20 protein-coding genes and 1 riboswitch are annotated in these 20,749 nt (G+C 42.9%); of the genes, 12 read left to right on the top strand and 8 right to left on the bottom strand.

Annotated elements, in window-relative coordinates:
• The first annotated feature begins 195 nt into the window (after positions 1-195).
• From ACJROX_RS29355 to ACJROX_RS29340, 4 genes are all read left to right on the top strand, one after another.
• Entirely contained in the window at positions 196-720 is a 525-nt protein-coding gene (locus ACJROX_RS29355) for a sigma-70 family RNA polymerase sigma factor (protein ID WP_408008694.1), read from the top strand.
• Positions 713-922, top strand: a complete 210-nt coding sequence (locus tag ACJROX_RS29350) for a YvrJ family protein (RefSeq protein ID WP_408008693.1) — start codon at positions 713-715, stop codon at positions 920-922. Before ACJROX_RS29355 ends, ACJROX_RS29350 begins: the two co-directional genes overlap by 8 nt.
• On the top strand, positions 879-1,151 hold the full coding sequence (locus ACJROX_RS29345; protein ID WP_408008692.1) for a helix-turn-helix domain-containing protein: 273 nt from the start codon (positions 879-881) through the stop codon (positions 1,149-1,151). The genes ACJROX_RS29350 and ACJROX_RS29345 overlap by 44 nt, the downstream gene beginning before the upstream one ends.
• Positions 1,152-1,235: 84 nt before the next feature.
• Positions 1,236-1,607, top strand: coding sequence for a DUF423 domain-containing protein (locus ACJROX_RS29340; protein ID WP_408008691.1), 372 nt, complete (start codon positions 1,236-1,238; stop codon positions 1,605-1,607).
• A gap of 157 nt (positions 1,608-1,764) precedes the next feature.
• On the opposite strand, the gene gerQ is transcribed toward ACJROX_RS29340, so the two are convergent.
• The 3 genes from gerQ to hemQ all read right to left on the bottom strand — a co-directional run bounded on the left by gerQ (position 1,765) and on the right by hemQ (position 3,903).
• A complete protein-coding gene (gene gerQ / locus ACJROX_RS29335; protein WP_408008690.1) occupies positions 1,765-2,208 on the bottom strand; it encodes a spore coat protein GerQ in 444 nt (147 codons plus the stop codon).
• A 72-nt stretch (positions 2,209-2,280) separates the two neighbouring features.
• Positions 2,281-2,712 (bottom strand): cell wall hydrolase, encoded by a 432-nt coding sequence (locus ACJROX_RS29330; RefSeq protein ID WP_408008689.1) that lies wholly within the window; start codon positions 2,710-2,712, stop codon positions 2,281-2,283.
• Positions 2,713-3,156: 444 nt separating this feature from the next.
• Entirely contained in the window at positions 3,157-3,903 is a 747-nt protein-coding gene (gene hemQ, locus ACJROX_RS29325; RefSeq protein WP_408008688.1) for a hydrogen peroxide-dependent heme synthase, read from the bottom strand.
• Between the two features lie 354 nt (positions 3,904-4,257).
• Between hemQ and pta the strand changes: the two genes are divergently transcribed.
• Positions 4,258-5,229 (top strand): phosphate acetyltransferase, encoded by a 972-nt coding sequence (gene pta, locus ACJROX_RS29320; protein WP_408008687.1) that lies wholly within the window; start codon positions 4,258-4,260, stop codon positions 5,227-5,229.
• Positions 5,230-5,366: 137 nt separating this feature from the next.
• On the opposite strand, the gene ACJROX_RS29315 is transcribed toward pta, so the two are convergent.
• Both ACJROX_RS29315 and ACJROX_RS29310 read right to left on the bottom strand, forming a co-directional pair.
• Complete coding sequence (locus tag ACJROX_RS29315; protein WP_408008686.1) at positions 5,367-5,657, bottom strand: hypothetical protein; 291 nt, start codon at positions 5,655-5,657, stop codon at positions 5,367-5,369.
• 160 nt (positions 5,658-5,817) lie between these two features.
• A complete protein-coding gene (locus tag ACJROX_RS29310) occupies positions 5,818-6,651 on the bottom strand; it encodes a biotin/lipoate A/B protein ligase family protein (protein ID WP_408011830.1) in 834 nt (277 codons plus the stop codon).
• 364 nt (positions 6,652-7,015) lie between these two features.
• Here ACJROX_RS29310 and ACJROX_RS29305 point away from each other — a divergent pair, with 364 nt between their 5' ends.
• The 6 genes from ACJROX_RS29305 to ACJROX_RS29280 all read left to right on the top strand — a co-directional run bounded on the left by ACJROX_RS29305 (position 7,016) and on the right by ACJROX_RS29280 (position 14,862).
• Positions 7,016-8,263 carry a dicarboxylate/amino acid:cation symporter gene (locus tag ACJROX_RS29305; protein ID WP_408008685.1) on the top strand — a complete coding sequence of 416 codons (1,248 nt, stop codon included), beginning with the start codon at positions 7,016-7,018 and terminating at the stop codon, positions 8,261-8,263.
• A 341-nt stretch (positions 8,264-8,604) separates the two neighbouring features.
• The gene (locus ACJROX_RS29300) at positions 8,605-9,897 is read left to right on the top strand and encodes an HD domain-containing protein (protein ID WP_408008684.1); all 1,293 of its coding nucleotides are present in this window, start codon (positions 8,605-8,607) and stop codon (positions 9,895-9,897) included.
• A 12-nt stretch (positions 9,898-9,909) separates the two neighbouring features.
• Entirely contained in the window at positions 9,910-10,416 is a 507-nt protein-coding gene (locus tag ACJROX_RS29295; RefSeq protein ID WP_408008683.1) for a YwgA family protein, read from the top strand.
• Between the two features lie 295 nt (positions 10,417-10,711).
• Positions 10,712-10,914, top strand: a riboswitch (cobalamin riboswitch).
• 160 nt (positions 10,915-11,074) lie between these two features.
• On the top strand, positions 11,075-13,315 hold the full coding sequence (locus ACJROX_RS29290) for a ribonucleoside-diphosphate reductase subunit alpha (RefSeq protein WP_408008682.1): 2,241 nt from the start codon (positions 11,075-11,077) through the stop codon (positions 13,313-13,315).
• Entirely contained in the window at positions 13,305-14,348 is a 1,044-nt protein-coding gene (locus ACJROX_RS29285; RefSeq protein WP_408008681.1) for a ribonucleotide-diphosphate reductase subunit beta, read from the top strand. Before ACJROX_RS29290 ends, ACJROX_RS29285 begins: the two co-directional genes overlap by 11 nt.
• Before the next feature lie 118 nt (positions 14,349-14,466).
• Positions 14,467-14,862: a DUF1992 domain-containing protein gene (locus tag ACJROX_RS29280; protein WP_408008680.1), complete on the top strand. Its 396-nt coding sequence runs from the start codon at positions 14,467-14,469 to the stop codon at positions 14,860-14,862.
• A gap of 130 nt (positions 14,863-14,992) precedes the next feature.
• Here the strand turns inward: ACJROX_RS29280 and ACJROX_RS29275 are convergent, their stop codons facing one another.
• Both ACJROX_RS29275 and ACJROX_RS29270 read right to left on the bottom strand, forming a co-directional pair.
• On the bottom strand, positions 14,993-15,808 hold the full coding sequence (locus tag ACJROX_RS29275) for a glycerophosphodiester phosphodiesterase (RefSeq protein ID WP_408008679.1): 816 nt from the start codon (positions 15,806-15,808) through the stop codon (positions 14,993-14,995).
• Between the two features lie 262 nt (positions 15,809-16,070).
• On the bottom strand, positions 16,071-17,381 hold the full coding sequence (locus ACJROX_RS29270; protein ID WP_408008678.1) for an NCS2 family permease: 1,311 nt from the start codon (positions 17,379-17,381) through the stop codon (positions 16,071-16,073).
• Between the two features lie 204 nt (positions 17,382-17,585).
• Here ACJROX_RS29270 and ACJROX_RS29265 point away from each other — a divergent pair, with 204 nt between their 5' ends.
• A complete protein-coding gene (locus tag ACJROX_RS29265; protein WP_408008677.1) occupies positions 17,586-18,131 on the top strand; it encodes a YwhD family protein in 546 nt (181 codons plus the stop codon).
• Positions 18,132-18,404: 273 nt separating this feature from the next.
• Here ACJROX_RS29265 and ACJROX_RS29260 read toward each other — a convergent pair whose 3' ends face one another.
• Positions 18,405-20,471 carry a transglycosylase domain-containing protein gene (locus tag ACJROX_RS29260; RefSeq protein WP_408008676.1) on the bottom strand — a complete coding sequence of 689 codons (2,067 nt, stop codon included), beginning with the start codon at positions 20,469-20,471 and terminating at the stop codon, positions 18,405-18,407.
• Between the last annotated feature and the right edge of the window lie 278 nt (positions 20,472-20,749).

Genomic DNA, 20,749 nt, shown 5'->3' with positions numbered 1-20,749 from the left:
CAAGAAAGATAAGTATTAACATAACGATAGAGGAGGTTCGTTAAATGGGACGATAGACATGAACATAGAACACCCGAAAAGCCTCATGGTCAAAGGGTGTTCTCTTTTTTATACTAAAAATAGGAACAAATGTTCGTATTTTGTTTGTTTTTTTACGAGTTTATTTTGCTTTACTTATAAAGGGAGGGATGCAAAATGAGAGATGCACAGCGTTTTTTACGCCAGATAGAGAGACAAAGAGATCTCTTATCAGCATTTATAAACGATCAAGACAATCGGAGTGAAATGCTGCAATTCATCATGTCACCATCGGCCGATCAATATCGGGAATTAAATCATCGCTTCCAACAATTTTGTTTCGAATGTCGATTCATCCACTACATGTCCAAATTCATTTATTACCAATCGATTAATTATATACGCAGGCTTCGGAAAACCCAGTTTCGTAACATATCTGAAGAGCATGAGGAGAGGTATTTTACAGAGGATGACACATTGAAAGGGTTTATCCAGACTGAGTTCGAGTGTCCTGTATTGGCCCGAGCGATTATGAGGCTGACGGTTCATCAAAGGAAAGTCATCCATCTTCATTACCAGAAAGATTGGAAGTTGAGGGAGATTGCAGATTCTTTGAAAGTAAGTCCGCAATCCATATCGAAGACCCATAGGCGCGCTCTTGATCATCTGAAAAAATGGATGGAGGGTGAAAAATATGCTTGAAGGTACGAACGTCGTAGGCTGGTTTAATCTGGTTTCAAATATAGGCTTTCCAACGGTGGTAGCACTTTATCTCCTGTTTCAATTTGAAAAAAGACTCGTCAATTTAGAGAACTCTATTAATGAAATTGGTGAGTATTTGGAAGAGAGGAATGAAAAACATGGATTTATACGGAAGCGTTCAAAAGGCAAAGAAAAACAATGACGAATCATCAATACAACATATACTGGAGCGTCTTGAACCGAAAATCAAACAGACGATTGTTTCGATGGAAAAACAGTATCAAGAAGATATTGAACAAGAGGTTAAACTCCGGATCATAGAAGCGGTTCAGAATTATGATACCGATAATCTGCCAAGTTTAAAGGACTTATTAGGAAAAACGAAAGAGGGACGGGCTATTCTTAAGAAAATAAAAGATGACAATTTTTAGACCTCTGTTGGCAAGTGTACAAATTTTCATTACACTTGAGGAAGCAGTATATCGATAATCTACGATTCCAAAAGGAGTAGGATCATGTTCAAATTATTTATTCTTCTAGGTGCATTAAATGCGGGACTTTCAGTTGTCCTGGGAGCTTTCGGAGCTCATGGTCTTGAATCGAAGTTATCTGCCAAGATGATGGATGTGTATAAAACAGGGGTTCAATATCATATTTTTCACTCACTCGGACTTTTTGTCGTCGCATTTTTAGCTGATAAATTTCCGAATTCCTCAATGATCGGGACTGCAGGATGGATCATGCTCATAGGGATCATCTTATTCTCCGGCAGCCTTTATGTATTGAGTGTAAGCGGGATTTCGAAGTTAGGGATCATAACGCCATTTGGCGGACTAGCTTTCATCATCAGCTGGGTCCTGATCATCATTGTAATATTGAAAGTTTAGAAAGCAGGGTGGCTCGAATTTTTTGGGCCACTTTTTGAGTTTCGGGGTAATTTCGTAGTTGTCGAGATAATTCCTGTGTTGTCGAGATAATAGACTTTCATTAAATGAAAAAAGGGCGCTTCCACACAAATCCAGGTGTGGATACGCCCTTTTTAACCTACCTTGGAGAGTAAGTCGCCATTTGTCCCGCTGCAGCCTGATTGAACGGATAACTGTACTCGATTTCTTCATCAAACGTGACATAGTCCAGGTAAACCATCAACAATAAATAACGTTTCCCTGTCTCAGGATCACTGATGATGATGTGATCACGCCCGGCAGCTTCTATAACGCCTTTGAAAATCTTTGCAGGCCATTTCGGATTGCCATCGAATGTCATATAAAATGTTCCGACTTTACCCCGGTTCAATCGAAGGATATTTTCAATATACGACTGTTCAACCGGGAGTTGGCCATTCATTTGTGCTGCACCAGGAAATCCGGAAGGGAATTGGCCAGGCATACCTTGCATACCTTGATTTCCCGGCATGCCTGGCATCCCTTGATTTCCTGGCATCCCCTGCATGTTGTTTTGGTTCTGACGATAATTCGGATAGTTCATAACAAACCTCCCCATCTTCAATGATACTCCCTATTAAACAGGTATACTCGACGCTCGGATAAGTTATGACTACTAAAACGTAGAATAGACTCCAGCACAGTCTGCTTCAGTAGGCTTATAGAAACAATGTGATTTGAATCGCCCTGCATTCCACTGGTTGAACCACTGCCCAGGACAAGCTCCTGGGGGTTTGAAGAACCATAAAGAGAATTCCGCAGGGTGGAAACGTTGCCCTGCAATCACTTTTTTCGCCAATTTGATTTCGCTCTGCCTGGCTCCCTGATAAAAATAGCCTTTCTGAGTCGCTTCGAATCCACCCGGAGATTGGAAGACCATTCTTTGAATTGAATTAATGTCTTTAAAGTCCAGACAGCGGACCTTTACCCGATTGACTCCGACATTTCCGACCATGAGCATCCCTTGCTTCCCTTCGCCTTCTGCCTCAGCCCTCATCAATCTGGCAAGCGTCTCGATATCTTTTTGAGTTGCCTTCACTACTCCCATGATGCCACCTCCAAAAGTAGGCTTTCACTTACTATAGGTATGATAGATAAGACAGAAAATGTTGATGGACAGGGAGAAAATTTGCCCTTTTCAAAAAGCCTCAACTGTCCATATGAAGTGTCCATAGAGCAACCCAATCGTTTTTTAGTGCTAAACTGTCCGTATGAAGTGTTCATAGAGCAACTCCAACCGTTTTTTAGTGCTAAACTGTCCGTATGAAATGTTCATAAAGCAATTCAATCTGTTTTTTCATGCTCAACTGGTTTCTTCGATTGAGTGAAAATGCGCATACAGTATTAATTAAGATTAAAAAAACAGCCCTTTCATAGAAGGGCTGTTCCTTGAGATTTTTTAACATTTAAAGAAAGTATAAAATACTTTCTTCAATATAAGGGCAACTAAGGCTTGACCTTCACAAGGGTTGGCCTCGCCAAGTTTTCTTTATTATACAGCTAAGAATGAGCTGACTTTTTCGTTCGGTAGGATGTTTCCTACGTAGAATGATCCGAATTCACCAAAACGTGCACTTACTTCATCAAAACGCATTTCATAAACGAGCTTTTTGAACTGAAGGACGTCGTTGGCGAATAAAGTTACACCCCACTCCCAATCGTCGAAACCAACCGAACCGGTGATGATTTGTTTCACTTTCCCAGCATAACCCCGTCCAATCATACCGTGGCTGCGCATCATATCGCGACGCTCATCCATGGAAAGCATATACCAGTTGTCATTGCCTTCTCGACGCTTGTCCATAGGATAGAAGCAAATATGTTCCCACTTAGGAAGAGTAGGCTTCAAACGTCCTTGAATCATTGGATCGGTTTCAGGGTCCACATCTTTAGAAGCCATATAGTTACTCAACTCTACGACTGAAACATACGAGTATACCGGAACCGTATATTCTGCAAATGTCGTTTTGTTGAATGCTGTTTCAATTTCATTAAGCTCTTGCATGGTCGGACGGAGAAGCATCATCATGAAGTCCGCTTTTTGTCCAACGATGGAGTAAAAGGCGTGGCTTCCTCTTTGTTGTGCTTCTGTCACTTCCCATTTTTCAAGAAAAGTAAGTAGTTCTTGGATCGCATGCTCACGTTCGTCACTTGAGATGGACTTCCAAGCTGCCCAATTCATCGTACGAAAATCATGTAAGCAATACCAGCCATCCAGGGTTTTAGCCGCTTCGTTCATAGTAGACACTCCTTTATCTCATTGAAGAACAGTATTTTTTCCGTTTCCATCATATCACAAATCCCTTCAAACCAAAAAAGAGTGGACTGACTTTAACAAAAAAGTCATAGCTTTCCTATTTCATCGGGTTAGACAGTCTCCGTATATTTCCATATGTGTTTCAAAAATCAATCGAAAGGTTAAGAGAATTGTGAAATGAAAAACTTCTTCAGTAAAGCGATTACATGAAGGTTTTTGGTTTCGTACAGGGATAAAAAAGAGTATTGTAGGAAATGAAAAAGATAGAGTCATTTAAAGTGATCAAAAAACCTTGAAATAAACGTATGCAGTTCCTATAAAAGAGGAGGAGTTAACATGAGCAATATGTTTACGGCGATGGAGCAGAAGCTTAGAGCGATATATCCTTCAATCGTTTTTCCGGAAGGAGAGGATACTCGGATCATTGATGCGGCTGTCCGTTTGGCTGAAGTGAAGATTTTGAGACCAATTCTGATCGGAGACCAGGCTATCATCAGGACTACGCTGGAAAGGAAAGGTCTTGACCTCGATCTTGTCGATATCCTTTCTCCTGATACCTATGAAGGTTTTGAGGAAATGGTGAAACTGTTCGTGGAACGCCGTAAAGGGAAAGTCAATGAACCTGAAGCGAGAGAAATTTTACAGGACGTCAATTATTTCGGGACCATGCTCGTCTATATGGATAAAGCTGCAGGGCTCGTAAGCGGTGCGGCCCATTCTACTGCTGATACTGTACGTCCTGCCCTTCAGATCATCAAGACGAAAGAAGGCATCAAACGTACTTCAGGCGCATTCTTAATGGTTAAACAAGATGAACGCTACATTTTTGCCGATTGTGCGATCAATATCGATCCCAAGGCAACGGATTTAGCGGAAATCGCAGTAACAAGTGCAGAAACTGCGCGTGTTTTCGGCCTCAATCCAAGAGTTGCGATGCTCAGCTTCTCTACAAAAGGTTCAGCGAAATCAGCTGAGACCCAGAAAGTGATCGATGCAGTTGCAATTTTGGATGAAGTCGGCACTGATTTCCCTGTAGATGGTGAACTTCAATTCGATGCTGCGTTCGTCCCGGAAGTAGCCGCTAAGAAGGCACCTGATTCACCGCTTGAAGGAAGAGCGAATGTATTCGTCTTTCCTGGGTTGGAATCTGGAAACATCGGGTATAAAATGGTGCAGCGCTTAGGCGGCTATGAAGCGATCGGTCCTGTTCTTCAAGGTTTGAATAAACCTGTGAACGACCTCTCAAGAGGGTGTAACAGTGAGGATGTTTATAAATTATCCTTGATTACAGCCATGCAAGCACGGTAATCATCGTTCTGACTCGTTTGATAGTGATAGGCAAATAACCACAATCTACATCATTATAAACGTTTAAAGGGGCTGACTCTTTTTGGATCTGCCCCTTTTATGTAATAAACACCCGTTTCCAATTTAATTCCTGTCGACTATCGTTTATTTTTTTGAATAAGACCCAGCCCAAGCCCGACAGGGTCTACCAGGTATGCAAGATAAAAATCCTCAAGCTCCATTTTATCTCTTACTACCATCGCACCATTGTTTTTAGCTTTAGAAATAGCTTCTTCAATCGAATCTACTTCAATTTGAATACGAGTTCCGTGGGGAAAATCGTTCGGTCCCTTTCCAATACCTCCTTCATTCCCCTCATTTTCATTTTTTCCAGTAGTGACAGCCCAATAATCCCAATGAGGTTCGGCAATTTCGGAATCATTCTCCATTCTTTAGAAAATTCCTGGTATTGGGTGATATTTAACAAACTCTTTTCCGAATCTATTCTCTTTTAATAAAAAACGGGGCTATCCCAATATAAAGTGTCAGACACTTATGGGACGCCCCAACTTCTCATTTATTTATCCTGCGTTGTTGGAGCAAAGCCCGTCAACGATCCAGTGCTTTTTTGTTTCGTTCAACCACACGTTTCAAATAAAAATCATATTGATTGATCTCCGATATGGATAGGTGGGAGGAGAGCAGATCCGAGTTTTGCTCCTTTAAGAAAAGTAATAAGCCTTTCATGAGATCAGAAACTTTGATTGGAGTATCTGCCAGCTCTGATAAAGAGGCCATTACATTCGGATCGACAGAAGGGTAGGTGAATTTCGTCTCCTGCCCATCCTTTGCCCGTTCGTAAAATTGTCGGATCAACTCTGCACGCTCTGAGCCCGAACCATTTACACACAAATAGATCTGGACTGCAATGCCGCCGCGCAAACGGCGTTGTGATATACCTGCAAACTTCTTCCCGTCAATACTCAAATCATACTTTCCTGGACAGTAAGACGTGCTGATTTCTTTTCTTTCGAAAGCTAGTCCATAAGGCTTCAGCAGTTCCTCGGTAAGGTAGACCATGGCCTCATATCCTAAGTCGATATCGATCTTTTGCTCTTTTTCAGAAAGCACAAGCGAAAGGTTCAGTACTCCATCATCGAGTACGACTGCTAAGCCGCCTGAATTTCGGACGATGACTTCATATCCTTGTTCTTTAAGGTATTGGACGCCCTCGGTAAGGTTCGGCAATCGGCTGTCCTGGATACCTAATACGATGGTTTTCGGATGTACCCATGCACGGACGGTAGGAGGGGAGTCCTCACTGCCGATTGAACTGCATAGTGTGTCGTCCATGGCAAATGATTGGAGTGCGTGGAATGATTCTCCCAATGTCGTTTGGTCTATAATACGCCATTCCGGCTGCGCCAATATACTTTTTATCATTTCTTCCATTACTAAAGCTCCTTTAATAACCTCAACCGTTCTATTATAGCATGTCCTGTAAAATTCGTTTCGCTTACGAATACTTTTTTGTCGAAATTTCTATGGTTAACTTATGTCAGAAAAGGGAATAGAGGATTGAAATGTATGTGGACTGGAGATTTTATACATAAATAAAAAGGGGGGTGGACAGAGAGGTTTTTGCTTTTTCCTAGAAAGGAATAATATTACAAACGCTTACATATCAATGTTCTAACAAGAAAGACTTTGCATAAACATGCGAGATGTTTTATATTACCATTTGACAACATTCTTTAAGCATAAGAAAATAGCCAATAGCGCATCACATTAGATAGGAGGAGAAAATATGAAGTTAAGCGTCCAAATCATAATCGGTCTGATTTTAGGTATTATCGTCGGAATCGTACTTAATTTATTTGCAGCCGATTTATTTGAAACACTAGATAAATTTGTTTTCGGCCCAGTCGGAACGATCTTCTTGAATCTAATTAAAATGCTGGTCGTACCAATTGTCTTTTTCTCGATTGCACTTGGTGCAGCAGGTATTGGGGATCCGAAAAAGCTGGGTCGTATCGGCGGGAAAACGATCGGTTACTTCCTGATCACTACGACAGTCGCGATTGTCATCGGCCTTGGATTAGCGTATTTGATCCAGCCGGGTGCAGGTGGAGGGTTCGATACACAAGGCCAGGCTAATTTTAAAGCCGAAGAAGCACCACCAGTCGTTGATACATTATTGAACATCATTCCGACAAACCCGATTGATGCCATGGCGAAAGGGGATATGCTCCAGATCATAGCCTTTGCCATCTTTGTAGGTTTTGCGGTTGCGGTGTTAGGTGAAAAGACAAAAGGTGTACGTCGATTACTTGAAGAAGGTAATGATATTTTGATGTATCTTGTCAATATTGTTATGATCCTTGCTCCTTATGGTGCATTCGCATTGATCGCGTCTGCAGTCGGAAGCTTCGGCTTAGATGCACTGCAAGCAATGGGCTTATATTTCGGAACAGTACTGCTTGCATTGCTCTTGCATGCTATTATCACCTACGGAACAGCCGTTTCAACATTAGGAAAGATGAATCCGCTCAAATTTTTCAAAAGCTTCGCACCAGCGATGTCTGTTGCCTTCAGTACATCCAGCAGTAGCGGTACGCTTCCTGTATCGATGAAGACTGCACAGGAAAACTTGAATGTACCGAAACAGATCAGCAGCTTCGTGCAGCCGCTTGGAGCGACGATCAACATGGACGGTACAGCGATCATGCAGGGGGTTGCCACAGTATTCATCGCCCAAGTTTACGCGGTTGATCTTTCCTTGACGCAGCTTATCACAGTTGTCCTTACGGCGGTACTAGCAAGTATTGGTACAGCAGGTGTGCCGGGTGTAGGGTTGATCATGCTTGCGATGGTCTTAAAACAAGTAGGGCTCCCGGTGGAAGCGATCGGACTTGTGCTTGGTGTCGACCGATTGTTAGATATGACCCGAACCGCTGTAAATATTACAGGCGACGCATCTTGCGCTGTCATAGTTGCAAAATCTGAAGAAAAGCATGGCGGTGCCCCGCAAAAGACACCAGATCTAGATATTTAAAAATTACAAAATCACGGCTAAGAGCTGACTGAGAGGACTACTTCCTCCGGTCAGTTTTTTTATTTCGTCATTTGCCGCTTGAATTTTTTATTTTTATATTTTCTCTCTTGTACTTAGTACTCTAGGAACCTTATTTTCCGCAAAAAAATTTTTACTATGACTGTACTCCATGTCATGTAATGGAACTTGGCTTTTCCGATTTTCGAAGAGGTTTTCATTTCATTTTGAAGAATATATAATTAAAACATTGTCAAAAACAACATGAATATGAATTTCATTTGACCAATATAGACGCAGCTTCTTCAGTCAGGTGTAAGAAGAAAGGGGTATCAAGTCAGGCGATGAGCTATATGCTGCAACAATTAGACGAAGAAAAAGTATTTAAAGATCCTGTACACAGATACATTCACGTACGTGACCGCATTATTTGGGATTTGATCGGAACAAAGGAATTCCAAAGATTGAGAAGGATCCGGCAGCTCGGAACGACGTTTTTAACCTTTCATGGTGCAGAACACAGCCGGTTCAGCCATTCATTAGGGGTGTATGAAATCGTCCGCCGAATCATTGAAATCTTTCAGGGCAGGCCGCATTGGAACAATGAAGAGCGCATCCTTTGTTTAGCAGCTGCACTATTGCATGACGTCGGGCATGGTCCCTATTCACATTCCTTTGAAAAAGTATTCAATCTTGACCACGAAAATTTCACGCAATCGATCATCCTTGGTGATACAGAAGTGAACAGCGTCTTAAAAAAGGTGGATGATGACTTTCCACGTAAAGTTTCCGAAGTCATTGCGAAAACTTATGAAAATAAGCTCGTCGTCAGTATGATCTCAAGCCAGATTGATGCAGACCGGATGGATTACTTGCTTCGTGATGCTTATTTTACAGGGGTCAGCTACGGACAATTCGATATTGAAAGGATTTTGAGAGTCATGCGCCCGAAAGAAGATCAGGTCGTCATCAAACATAGCGGGATGCATGCTGTAGAGGACTATATAATGAGCCGATATCAAATGTATTGGCAAGTATATTTTCATCCAGTGACTCGTAGTGCGGAAGTCATTCTTTCAAAAATTCTCCATCGTGCGAAGGCTCTCCACAAAGAAGGCTATACCTTTAAGTTGGAGCCGGTCCATTTCGTTTCATTATTTAATGATGATGTCGATTTGGATGATTATATCAAGCTTGACGAAGGGATCATCCAGTTTTATTTCCAGGCATGGCAGGAAGAGAAAGATGAGATATTAAGTGATCTTTGTGAGCGGTTTTTGAATCGCCGTCTTTTCAAGTACATGGAATTCAATCCAAACGTCCATATGGAGCATTGGCACCGACTCTACACCTATTTCGTCAAAGCGAATATCGACCCGGATTACTATTTGATTGTCGATTCATCGTCAGACCTGCCTTATGACTTTTATCGCCCAGGTGAGGAAGAAGAACGCCTGCCGATCCACTTGTTGATGAAGAGCGGGGAATATCGGGAGTTGTCCAGGGAGTCTACGGTTGTCGAAGCCATATCGGGTAAAAAACGGACCGACCATAAGTTGTATTATCCATCGGATCTGATAGAGACAATAGAAGATCAAGACTTAAAGAGAAAAATCGGTGAAATATTAGAATTATAGGAGGGGATCATCGTGCTTGAACATCATGCACGGTTGGTTGCATTGTTCGATTACGCCAAGGAGGTCGTAGGAAGGAAGAAGCTTCAGAAAATGGTTTATATCGCAAAAAAGTTGAACTTTCCTTTCGGAGAAAAATATCAATTCCATTTTTACGGGCCATATTCTGAGGAACTGACTCTACGTGTCGAAGAACTTTGTAATCTAGGATTTATCGAAGAGACGAAAGAAAAGGTATCAGGCTATTATCAATACCGTTACACATTGACCGTTGATGGCGAGCAATTCTTGAAGCATTATGATATGGATCTAGAACCGCTCAAGGACTGTGTAACTTCTATGAATGAACAGCCTTCACGCATGCTTGAACTTATTTCAACCATCCTTTATTTCGATCATCTTTCAAATGAGGAGATTGGAGAAAAGATTCAAGTCGTGAAGCAAAAACAGAAATACACAGAAGAAGAGATAGAAGAAGCATTCCGATATATCGAGGATCTTAAAAGCCAAACAATAGTTTAAAGCTGAACATATAACTTTAAAAACGACAAAGGCACTTTTGTGAAGGATTACGTTTTCTTCACTGGGTGCCTTTAGGTATGGAAGATACGGGCTAGATATAGGGTCTTTTGTACTATTTTCTAGGAATATGATGAAGAATTCTAGTATTAGCTGCAAGATTTCTAGGATTACCAGCCATTCTTCCAGGATCAACAAAAAAATTTCTAGAATTAAAGTCACCATCTTATAACTATTCTAAAAACATATTGACAAACACTACATTTAGTGAGATTGTAAGGTTAGTAATACAATATATAGATTTATTCGAGTGACAGGTGTCTCTTTAGGAGACTTGATAGGGAATCTGGTGAGAATCCAGGACTGTCCCCGCAACTGTAATTGTGGACGAACGGAATAAACCACTGTATAAGAGAGTCTAGCAATAGGTGCTTATATGGGAAGGGTTCCTAGTAGGAAGAAGCAAAAGTCAGTAGACCTGCCTGAGCTTGAATGTTTCAATTCTTCGGGGGTTAAGGGTTGAAGCGTGGACGTCTATTCAGTTCGGTCTTGGTCTTTCATACGGACCCGTTCCAATCTCAAACCGTCTGCGTTTCAACCACTCGAGATCCGGGTGGTTTTTTTAATGATTTCATAGTTAATTGAATTGGAGGAATTCATAATGACGACTGAATTAAATAAAAAGCGTATTCCGATGCAACTTATTGAGCTTACTGAAAAACTTAAAGAGGAATTTCCTCATCTGGATGTATCGGATTTAATCGAGAAAGCAACGATTCAATCGGATAATAATGCCGATGAGGGAGCGATCATCAACTTGATGCTTTTAGAAGGTTTGGCAAGAATTACACAAGAAGAGCCGGATTGGACGTATGTCTGTGCCCAAATCCATCTTCATTCTCTTTATGATGAAACCGCTCGAAATCGTGAGCAAGCGCCTGGTTATCGAAACTTCCATGATCTGCTTCAATCATTGATCAAAAAAGGTCTTTTTGACAAAGAGTTGCTTACTCATTATACGAAAGAAGAGGTGGACGAGCTTGAAGCGGAACTGGTGCCCGAGCGGGATGAGCTGTTCACCTATGCCGGTATCCGGATGCTGGCAGACCGCTATCTTGCCCGAGATCATGATCGCCATTTATACGAGCTGCCTCAAGAGCGATGGATGGTCATTGCGATGACGTTGATGATTCCTGAACCGAAGGAAAAGCGTCTTCACCTTGTAAAAGAGGCCTATTGGGTGCTATCAAACCTCTATATGACAGTAGCCACGCCGACACTTGCTAATGCAGGGAAAGCGCATGGGCAGCTCAGTTCATGCTTCATCGATACAGTGGATGACAGCTTGCGGGGAATCTATGACTCGAATACGGACATCGCGATGCTCAGTAAGGCAGGTGGAGGGATCGGTGTATACCTCGGTAAGATCCGCAGTAAAGGTTCTGACATCAAAGGGTACAAAAACACGTCTTCAGGTGTGATCGCCTGGATGAAGCAGCTTAACACGACCGCTGTCAATGTTGATCAACTCGGACAGCGGAACGGTGCTGTGGCGGTCTACTACCCGGTATTCGGAAAAGACATTTTCGCCTTCCTCGATGCGAAGCTGAACAACGGGGACGAGCGGCAGAGAACACATGATCTGTTCACAGGGGTCGTCATCCCTGACCTTTTCATGGAAAAAGTCGAAAACCGTGAAGAATGGCATCTGTTCGATCCTCATGAAGTAAAAAAGTTGATGGGATTCGAGCTGGATGATTTTTACGATGAAACCAAAGGTGAAGGAAGCTTCCGGAAGAAGTACGAACAATGCGTCAATCATCCCTTCCTATCTCGCGAGACCGTGCCGGCGATCGATATCATGAAACGGATCATGATCAGCCAGCTTGAAACAGGCGGCCCGTTCATGTTTTACAAGGATACAGTCAATCGACTTAATAACAACCGCCATGGAGGCATCATCTATTGTACCAACCTTTGTACGGAAATCACGCAAAACCAGTCTGCGACTACGGTTGAAGAGGAAACGACCGAGGATGGGAAAATCATCATCACGAAAACACCTGGTGATTTTGTCGTCTGTAACTTATCAAGCCTCTCCCTTGCAAAGGTCATGAAGGACGATGTGTTGGAGCGGGTCATTCCGACTCAAGTACGGATGCTCGATAACGTCATCGAACTCAATAAAGATAAAATCGAAGTGAAGCAAGCGATCCTGACGAATGAAAAATACCGGGCGATCGGACTAGGGACGTTCGGGTGGCATCATTTACTCGCCCAGAAAGGGATCCGTTGGGAATCGGAAGAAGCGGTCACCTTTGCAGATCAGCTCTATGAAAAAATCAATTTCCTGACAATCCAGGCTAGTCATGCCCTGGCAAAAGAAAAAGGTGTTTATCCGGCCTTTGAAGGCAGCGATTGGAATACAGGTGCTTATTTTGAAAAGAGGGGCTACGAAAGTCCAGAGTGGCGTGAACTAGGGAACAAGATCCAAAACGAAGGGATCCGGAACGGTTGGCTGCTGGCGGTTGCACCGAATGCGTCAACGAGCATCATAGCAGGCTCTACAGCGAGCATCGATCCGATTTTTAAAAAGCAATATGCCGAAGAGAAGAAAAACTCGAAAATACCTGTGACAGCTCCTGACTTGTCACCTGAAACAACGTGGTTTTATAAAAGTGCTTATGATATCGACCAAAAATGGAGTATCCGGCAAAATGCGGCCAGACAGCGACATGTCGATCAATCGATTTCATTCAACCTATATGTACGGAATACGGTGAAAGCGAAGGAACTTCTCGACTTGCACCTTAGTGCCTGGAATTCAGGGTTGAAGACGACTTATTATGTCCGTTCCACCTCACACGAAGATGTAGAAGGATGTGATTCTTGTGAAAGCTGATGCGACACTTAACGTACGGGAATTGTATGTCCCTGGAGCCCCGAACGCCTCTACAGGTATTCTGAATGGGCAAAGCTCAAATGTCTTGAACTGGGATGATGTCCGCCATACGTGGGCATATCCGCTGTATAAGCAGATGCTTTCGAACTTTTGGACACCATTCGAAATCAACATGTCTGGTGATCGTAAACAATATACGGAGTTGTCTGGAGAGGAACAGGAAGCATTCAACAAAATCATCGGACTGCTCGCGTTCCTTGACAGCATCCAGACTGATTATGCGAACCGGGTTGCCGGTTATCTGACCGATTCGAGCTTGACGGCGTTGATGACAGTGCTCGCCTTTCAGGAAGTGGTCCATAACCAGTCGTATTCCTACGTGCTTTCAAGTCTCGTCGACAAAGGGAAGCAGGACGAGATCTTCGAGTATTGGAAGCATGATGCTGTATTACGGGAGCGGAATGAATTCATCATAGAAGGATACGAGTCTTTTGTGAAAAATCCGACGCCTGAGACATTTCTGGAGTCGATCGTCTATGATGTCGTCCTGGAAGGATTGAACTTTTACTCAGGGTTCAGCTTCTTCTACAACCTGGCCCGGAATCAAAAGATGGTTTCTACCTCTACGATGATCAATTACATCAATCGTGATGAGCAGCTGCACGTCCATCTTTTCACAAAAATCTATCATGCGGTTATTGATGAATTCTCTTTAGATAAGAGAGAAGCACAGCATTTTGTCAGTGAAACGTTCAAAAAAGCAGCCCACCTGGAAATCAAGTGGGGGAATTACATTTTAGGAGACCGTTTCCCAGGCATCACTTCATCTGAACTTGATTCTTATATCAAATTCATCGCCAACAAACGCGTAAATCAGCTTGGCGCGGACAGGCCTTATCCTGAACATCGCAAAAATCCGATGCCCTGGATCAAAGCCTATGAATCAGTGAATGAAGGGAAAAGTGACTTTTTTGAACAAAAATCCAGACAATACACGAAGGTCTCAGATGACAATGGCTTTGACGAGCTGTAAACCACACAAATTCACGTAATTGCCAAAAATGCTATGAGGATTTTTCCGGTCTATCCCGTATTACTATAAGTAGGGAGTTGTTCATATAAACAACGACTATTTGCAGGGAGGGATGGACGTGAGTAAGGACAATGAAGGTAAGAAGAAGCCGGAAGTGGATGAAATCCAGTATTCAGATCTCATAGGTGACATCATCAAACGGGCTGAACAAGAAGGTGCTTTCGACAACCTGAAAGGTAAAGGGAAACCTCTCAAGCTTGATGGGGATCATTCGTACAACCCTGATCGTTTATTGAATAAGGTGATGAAAGACAACAATATTCTTCCGCCTTGGATTCAGATGGACAAAGAGATTGAACGACTGAAAGCGGAATTGGCTCAATACTCAAGTGAATATAACATCCGTAAGTCTGTAGAGGAAATCAACAAGAAAATCTTCAATTACAACTTAAGCTGTCCTCCAACTGCACAGAAACGAAAATTAAAGCTGGAAGAATATTTGCCCTCGGAATGAAAATAAAGGGAGCGGCCGGGAACATCGCAAAACAGTAACGTCCTATAGGCCAGCTCCCTTATTTGTGTACATATTTTTAAATATATCAACATTCGACTTATTTCATCAAGATTCAAAATAGATCTTTAGGTTACTGCTTGCCGTAATTCCTGGGCACGTAATCCGGGTAGTCACTTATGATACCGTCCACGCCTGCATCAAGCAGTGGCTGGACATCCTCTTTAGCCCGGACAGTCCATGGCATGATGCCCATATCGAGAGCGTGGATACGGTCTACAAGTGCACGATCGACTTGATTTTTGTTCGGATTTATGTAATCTGCGTAGGTTTTGAATTCATTAAGCGATTCATCAGTCAGATCCTGATAGTTTGAGGTAAGGATACCAACTGGAACGTCAGGTAAAAGATTGTGGAACGTTCTCATCGAATTGAAATCGAATGACTGTACAATGACAGAATTGTTTTTCGGTTTATCCATATTCCGCTCTTTCAACGCTTCAGCTACCTTTTTCTCAACTCCAGGATATAGAGATGGGGCTTTCAGTTCGATCAAGAGCTTTGTTTTACCTCGCATGGCATCCAATACATCTTCAAAAGTTGGAATCGGCTCACCTTCGAATTCCGAAGCAAACCAGCTTCCCGCATCAAGGGAACGGAGCTCTCCATATGTAAGATCACCTACTTTACCTGTACCGTCAGTTGTCCGATCAACCGTGGTATCATGAATGACCACAAGCTCTCCATCCTTGCTCATCTGGACATCCATTTCCACATAATCAGCCTTCATATCAAACGCTTTTCGAAAAGCGGCCATCGTGTTTTCAGGTGCATAGCCAGCGGCACCGCGGTGAGCTACATTTTCAACGTGATCATGAATGGCTGCTCCAGCACGTTCGAGCGGCAACACCATCAGAGCTGCAACAACTGAAAATGTGAATAATACCATAGCGAATTTTTTCCCATCAAAAGTGAACACTTTCTCATCCCCAATCAAGTAATTTTGATTACAGGACTTACATTAAAGGGAGTCTTTTAAATGGGTATGAATGACAGATGAACTTTTATAAATGAAAAGAGGCACAAAGTCTTAGTATTTATTAAGAGGGTATTGATGTTAGGCATTTAGGGGGAAATAATCATCGGTCAAGGTTTGGCTATATAGGCAAAAAGAAAGGAACCGCTTTTTGCGATTCCTTTCACACACTGTATTAGTGTGGTACATAAGCCAATTGGATAAAGAATAGGACAGCGAACAACATGACTAACGGATGGACTTCACGCCATTTTCCACGTACGATTTTCAACAGCGGATAAGAGATGAAGCCAAGGGCGATTCCAGTGGCAATGCTCGAAGTAAGCGGCATCGTCAAAATGATCAGGAATGCTGGGAATGCCTCATCGAATGTGTTCCAATCTATTTTAGAAAGGCTTGATAGCATGAAGCTTCCGACAATGATCAATGTTGGAGAAGTGATGGCAGCGAGCCCTGAAATCGCCCCGACAAGTGGCGCAAAGAACATAGCTACAAGGAACATGAAGGCGACGACCATATTCGTCATCCCTGTCCGGCCGCCTGCTGCAACACCTGAAGACGATTCGATGTACGCGCTTGTCGGGCTTGTTCCGAAAACCGCCCCAACAGAAGTAGCTACTGAATCTGCAAGCAGCGCCTGGCGAGCACGCGGCATTTTGTTGCCTTTCATCAGTCCAGCTTGTTCTGCAACACCGATCATTGTTCCAGTCGTATCGAAAATTGTAACGAGTAGGAATGAGAAAACGGCAGCATAAAGACCGTAAGTGAACATATCTGTAAATGCAGTGATCGGACTGCCGAAAATGAAGACATCGGGCATTGAAGGCAACCCAACTACACCACTTTCAAATTTAAGTTGTCCAGTGAAATAAGCGATCGTTCCGGTGATGACCATCCCTAAGAACAACGCACCATTCACATTCAATGCCATCAGAATCAATGTCACCGCTAGTCCTGTCAATGTCAAAAGGACTTGTGGCGAGTGAAGATCCCCTAGGCCGACAAGGTTTTGTGGATGAGATACGACAAGGCCAGTCAATCTCAACCCGATGAAAGCGATGAATAATCCGATACCGGCAGTGATGCCATGCTTCAGGTTGGATGGAATCGCTTCGATCAGCTTTTTACGGAAAGGAGTCAACGATAAGATGACGAATAAAATACCAGATACGAAAACAGCACCGAATGCGACTTCATATGAAATCCCCATTCCCCCGACGACGGAATATGCAAAATAAGCGTTCAACCCCATTCCCGGAGCAATGGCGATCGGATAATTGGCAAACAGCCCCATCCAAAGTGTTCCTACGACTGTCGCGATGATCGTCGCCATGAAAACAGCATCGAATGGCGCGCCAGCTTCACTTAAAATACCTGGGTTTACGACCACGATATAGACCATTGTTAAAAATGTCGTCAAACCAGCAATTAATTCGGTTTTGACACTTGTTTGGTTTTCTTTGAGCTTAAAAAAGTTGGTGAACATAAGAAATACCCCCAAAATACGAACATTTATGATAACCATCCATTATAATATTCGCTTTTGTTGTAGAATGCAAGAGTGGATACTGTAATCATTCATAAGAATTGAATAGTATGATAAGATAAAATCATACGTTAAAGAGGATGTTCGAAAGGTTTTGAAGAACATCAAATCCGGATTTATATGCGATAATAGGAGGTTTTGGACGTGAAAGATCTCTTTAATAACAATAACAGCAACAATAATAAGGATGAAAAAAAGCCGAAGAAAAAGCAAGGATTCACGATTCTGAGTGGAGATTCCACGGATGGGCACGGAGGGTATGGTGTCGGAACGATCAGCCTTAATAATCTTACCCCGATCTTTGTCGATCCAGAAGATGAAGAAGTGTTCGTGGATATGGGCGCGTTGCATGCACGAAGTTCAGTGGAGAAACGGATCAAATTCACAGCAAACCGTGAAGATGCACCGAACCCGAAGCTGTACTGGCTCGTCTGGGTGATGGTCGATTCTTCAAGTGCCGGCCCTTATTACGCTGGGCTTGGTGCCTGCGAGCTCCAGGTTGATGCAGAAGCAAGACGAGGCTATAAAAGTATGCCGGAACATGTGAACAATATGGATAAGGCACTTAAGAAAAAAGTCGTCGTGGACAATATGGATGATAAATCAAAAGCATTGTTGAAAAAGTTCTTGATCGAACATAATGAAGAGTTTTGGGAGCGTGCGAGTGAAGAAGTGAAAAACGCTCTTTAAGGGATCAAAGAATGATGAACGGCGAGATTTCTTTGAACAGTTTTTGAACAAAATGTGAAACATCTGTGCGATGGACCCGAAATGGAGTAAAATAAACATTATCTTTACACACATATTTACTAGGACAGAAAAAGGGACTGGCTCATTTGAGCCAGTCCCTTTTTCATCAGCTGGTGCGTTTATTCTCAGAGTGGTCCATTTAATCTCCGGAGCGGTGAACTCCTTTATGGCCCACCTAAAATTAAAACGAAAAAAAGCGGACTGATCCGCTTTTTAACCTGTCATCCAGTTCCAAATCCGTTTGAAAAAGCCTTTTTCCTCTGTCTGTTTAGGAGAAACAGGTGCTTTTTCCTTATCACTGGCATCGCCTTTACAGTGTTTCGTCGGCTGTGTGCCTTCGATATAAAAAGAAAGCCTTTTTTCCGGACAGCTGTCACTCGCCAGCAAGCCCGTTTCTGGATTCACATTTACTCCAACAACGCCTTCAGGTTGAGTGAATTGGGCGACAGGACGATCGGCCATCGTATCTTTCATGAAGTGACCCCAAATATTTTTGGAATAAAGCACATCATTGAACGGATGAAGGGATTTTCCTTTGTCGTAACCGGTCCACACCCCAGTCACGAGCTGAGGCGTATAACCGATGATCCAGTTATCATAATTAGTCGAACCAGTTTTTCCTGCGGTTGGTCGATCGATCAAACTGTTGATGGAAGCACCAGTAACTCTTGTATAGTCATTTAACCTTTCATCGAATACCCCTTTCATCAAATCGGTCATGACATAGGCATATTCTTGATCGATCACGCGCTTTTTCTTGACCTCTTGTTCGTATACGATGTCTCCTTTATAATCGACGACCTTCGTGATGAATCTTGGCTCACTTTTCACCCCGTTGTTGGCAAATACGCTATAGGCTGATGTCATTTCCAGTACCCCGACAGGCTTTGTTCCAAGTGCGAGTGAAGGGATGGCAGAAAGATCACTTTTTATGCCGAAATCCTTTGCTGTTTTGACAAGCTGTTCAGGGCCGATGAAGATATTGGTCTTCACTGCATAAACGTTGTCAGAAACCGCTATTGCCTGCGCTAACGTGATCTCATCGTTTGCATAATGATGACCGAAATTTTCAGGTGTATACTGGTTCTCTTCTCCTTCGAAAAAGGTTGTCGGCTCACTCATCAATAGAGTTGAAGGTGTGAACCCGTTTTCCAATGCCGCAGTGTATAAGAATGGTTTGAAGGTCGAGCCAGGTGCACGTCTTGCCTGGGTTGCACGGTTATAAGCGCTCTCCTGATAGTCCCGGCCTCCCACCATCGCTTTTACATCTCCAGTTCTAGGATCGAGTGCAACCATTCCGACTTGGATGCTAGAGGTTTTCGGAATCGACTTTTCAACCCAGTGCTCTGCTTTTTCCTGGAGTTCCGGGTCCAATGTCGTGTAGACGTGGTAACCACCGAGCTTCACCTCTTCAGCATCCAGTCCAAGTTTATTTTTTAAAAGGTATTCGACTTCGTCCTGGAAATAAGAAGCTCTTCCAGCAGGCAGATTCGCTTTCCCCACGATTTTAAGAGGTGCATTGTATGCTTCAGCTGCTTCTGTTGCACTTGCTGCTCCAGTTGCGACCATAGCATCCAACACGATCTTCTGCCGTTTTTTTGCATGGTCCATACTGACGATCGGACTGTAATAGGACGGACCTTTCGGGATACCCGCTAGCATGCTTGCCTCAGCCAGATTCAATTTTTTTGCAGGCTTCCCATAATAAAACTGAGAGGCAGCCTCGATTCCGTAGTGACCATGACCGTAATAAATCGTGTTCAAATAGCCCTGGAGGATTTCATCTTTTGTGTAGTTCGCCTCGATCCGAGCTGCATATATAGCTTCCTTCAGCTTTCGTTCCCACGTTTTATCAGGTGCAAGAAATAGATTTCGAGAGTACTGCTGAGTGATCGTACTAGCACCCTGGACTTTCGAACCTGCCCGGATATCTGCTAAAAGGGCAGCGCCGATCCGTTTCAAATCAAACCCGTGATGATTATAAAATCTACGGTCCTCTACAGCTACGGTAGCTTTCGTCATATAAGGCGATATATCCTCAAGTTTTACCCAAAACCGATTTTGCCCGAGAGGCTCGTGCTCTCCGATGATCGATTCATCTGCGCCATAAAAGATCGTCGTCTGGGGAACCTTTAACGGAGGAGGGCCCATTACATGGATGACAACGACAAAAATAAGACCTACCAATAAGACCGGCAATGAAAATATTAAGAAAGTCCTGAGGTAGAGCCATACTACTTTCCATGTCCTCAACAAACGACCAGCGGTTATGACTTCCATGACGTTTCCCCCCTTACATGAGCGGTTTTTCAGCTTCTTAGTAACTTCTGTTTTTACTAGTATGGGAGGGTTTCAATGATTCTAAACGTTGATATTGACGCTTTTAGCCTTTGAAGATTTCGTCATTCCAGCCCTTATTTGAAATTGGATATAAAATTTCTCTTGAAAAAATAGGGCAATCGAGTATACTTTTCTTGCACATTATGAATTTGGAAGTTTCAAATGGACGACTGAGGGAAACGGACAATAGATGACAGAGTATCTTTCATGGTCCGGGT

It is taken from the genome of Pseudalkalibacillus sp. A8, assembly GCF_045920555.1.
Lineage (GTDB): Bacteria > Bacillota > Bacilli > Bacillales > Fictibacillaceae > Pseudalkalibacillus.
This window is presented reverse-complemented; position numbering and strand designations above follow the sequence as displayed.

Coding starts and splice junctions, on each gene's coding strand:
- ACJROX_RS29355 (WP_408008694.1), top strand. CDS start 196: ATGAGAGATGCACAGCGTTTTTTACGCCAGATAGAGAGACAAAGAGAT.
- ACJROX_RS29350 (WP_408008693.1), top strand. CDS start 713: ATGCTTGAAGGTACGAACGTCGTAGGCTGGTTTAATCTGGTTTCAAAT.
- ACJROX_RS29345 (WP_408008692.1), top strand. CDS start 879: ATGGATTTATACGGAAGCGTTCAAAAGGCAAAGAAAAACAATGACGAA.
- ACJROX_RS29340 (WP_408008691.1), top strand. CDS start 1,236: ATGTTCAAATTATTTATTCTTCTAGGTGCATTAAATGCGGGACTTTCA.
- gerQ (WP_408008690.1), bottom strand. CDS start 2,208: ATGAACTATCCGAATTATCGTCAGAACCAAAACAACATGCAGGGGATG.
- ACJROX_RS29330 (WP_408008689.1), bottom strand. CDS start 2,712: ATGGGAGTAGTGAAGGCAACTCAAAAAGATATCGAGACGCTTGCCAGA.
- hemQ (WP_408008688.1), bottom strand. CDS start 3,903: ATGAACGAAGCGGCTAAAACCCTGGATGGCTGGTATTGCTTACATGAT.
- pta (WP_408008687.1), top strand. CDS start 4,258: ATGAGCAATATGTTTACGGCGATGGAGCAGAAGCTTAGAGCGATATAT.
- ACJROX_RS29315 (WP_408008686.1), bottom strand. CDS start 5,657: ATGGAGAATGATTCCGAAATTGCCGAACCTCATTGGGATTATTGGGCT.
- ACJROX_RS29310 (WP_408011830.1), bottom strand. CDS start 6,651: ATGATAAAAAGTATATTGGCGCAGCCGGAATGGCGTATTATAGACCAA.
- ACJROX_RS29305 (WP_408008685.1), top strand. CDS start 7,016: ATGAAGTTAAGCGTCCAAATCATAATCGGTCTGATTTTAGGTATTATC.
- ACJROX_RS29300 (WP_408008684.1), top strand. CDS start 8,605: ATGAGCTATATGCTGCAACAATTAGACGAAGAAAAAGTATTTAAAGAT.
- ACJROX_RS29290 (WP_408008682.1), top strand. CDS start 11,075: ATGACGACTGAATTAAATAAAAAGCGTATTCCGATGCAACTTATTGAG.
- ACJROX_RS29275 (WP_408008679.1), bottom strand. CDS start 15,808: ATGGTATTATTCACATTTTCAGTTGTTGCAGCTCTGATGGTGTTGCCG.
- ACJROX_RS29270 (WP_408008678.1), bottom strand. CDS start 17,381: ATGTTCACCAACTTTTTTAAGCTCAAAGAAAACCAAACAAGTGTCAAA.
- ACJROX_RS29260 (WP_408008676.1), bottom strand. CDS start 20,471: ATGGAAGTCATAACCGCTGGTCGTTTGTTGAGGACATGGAAAGTAGTA.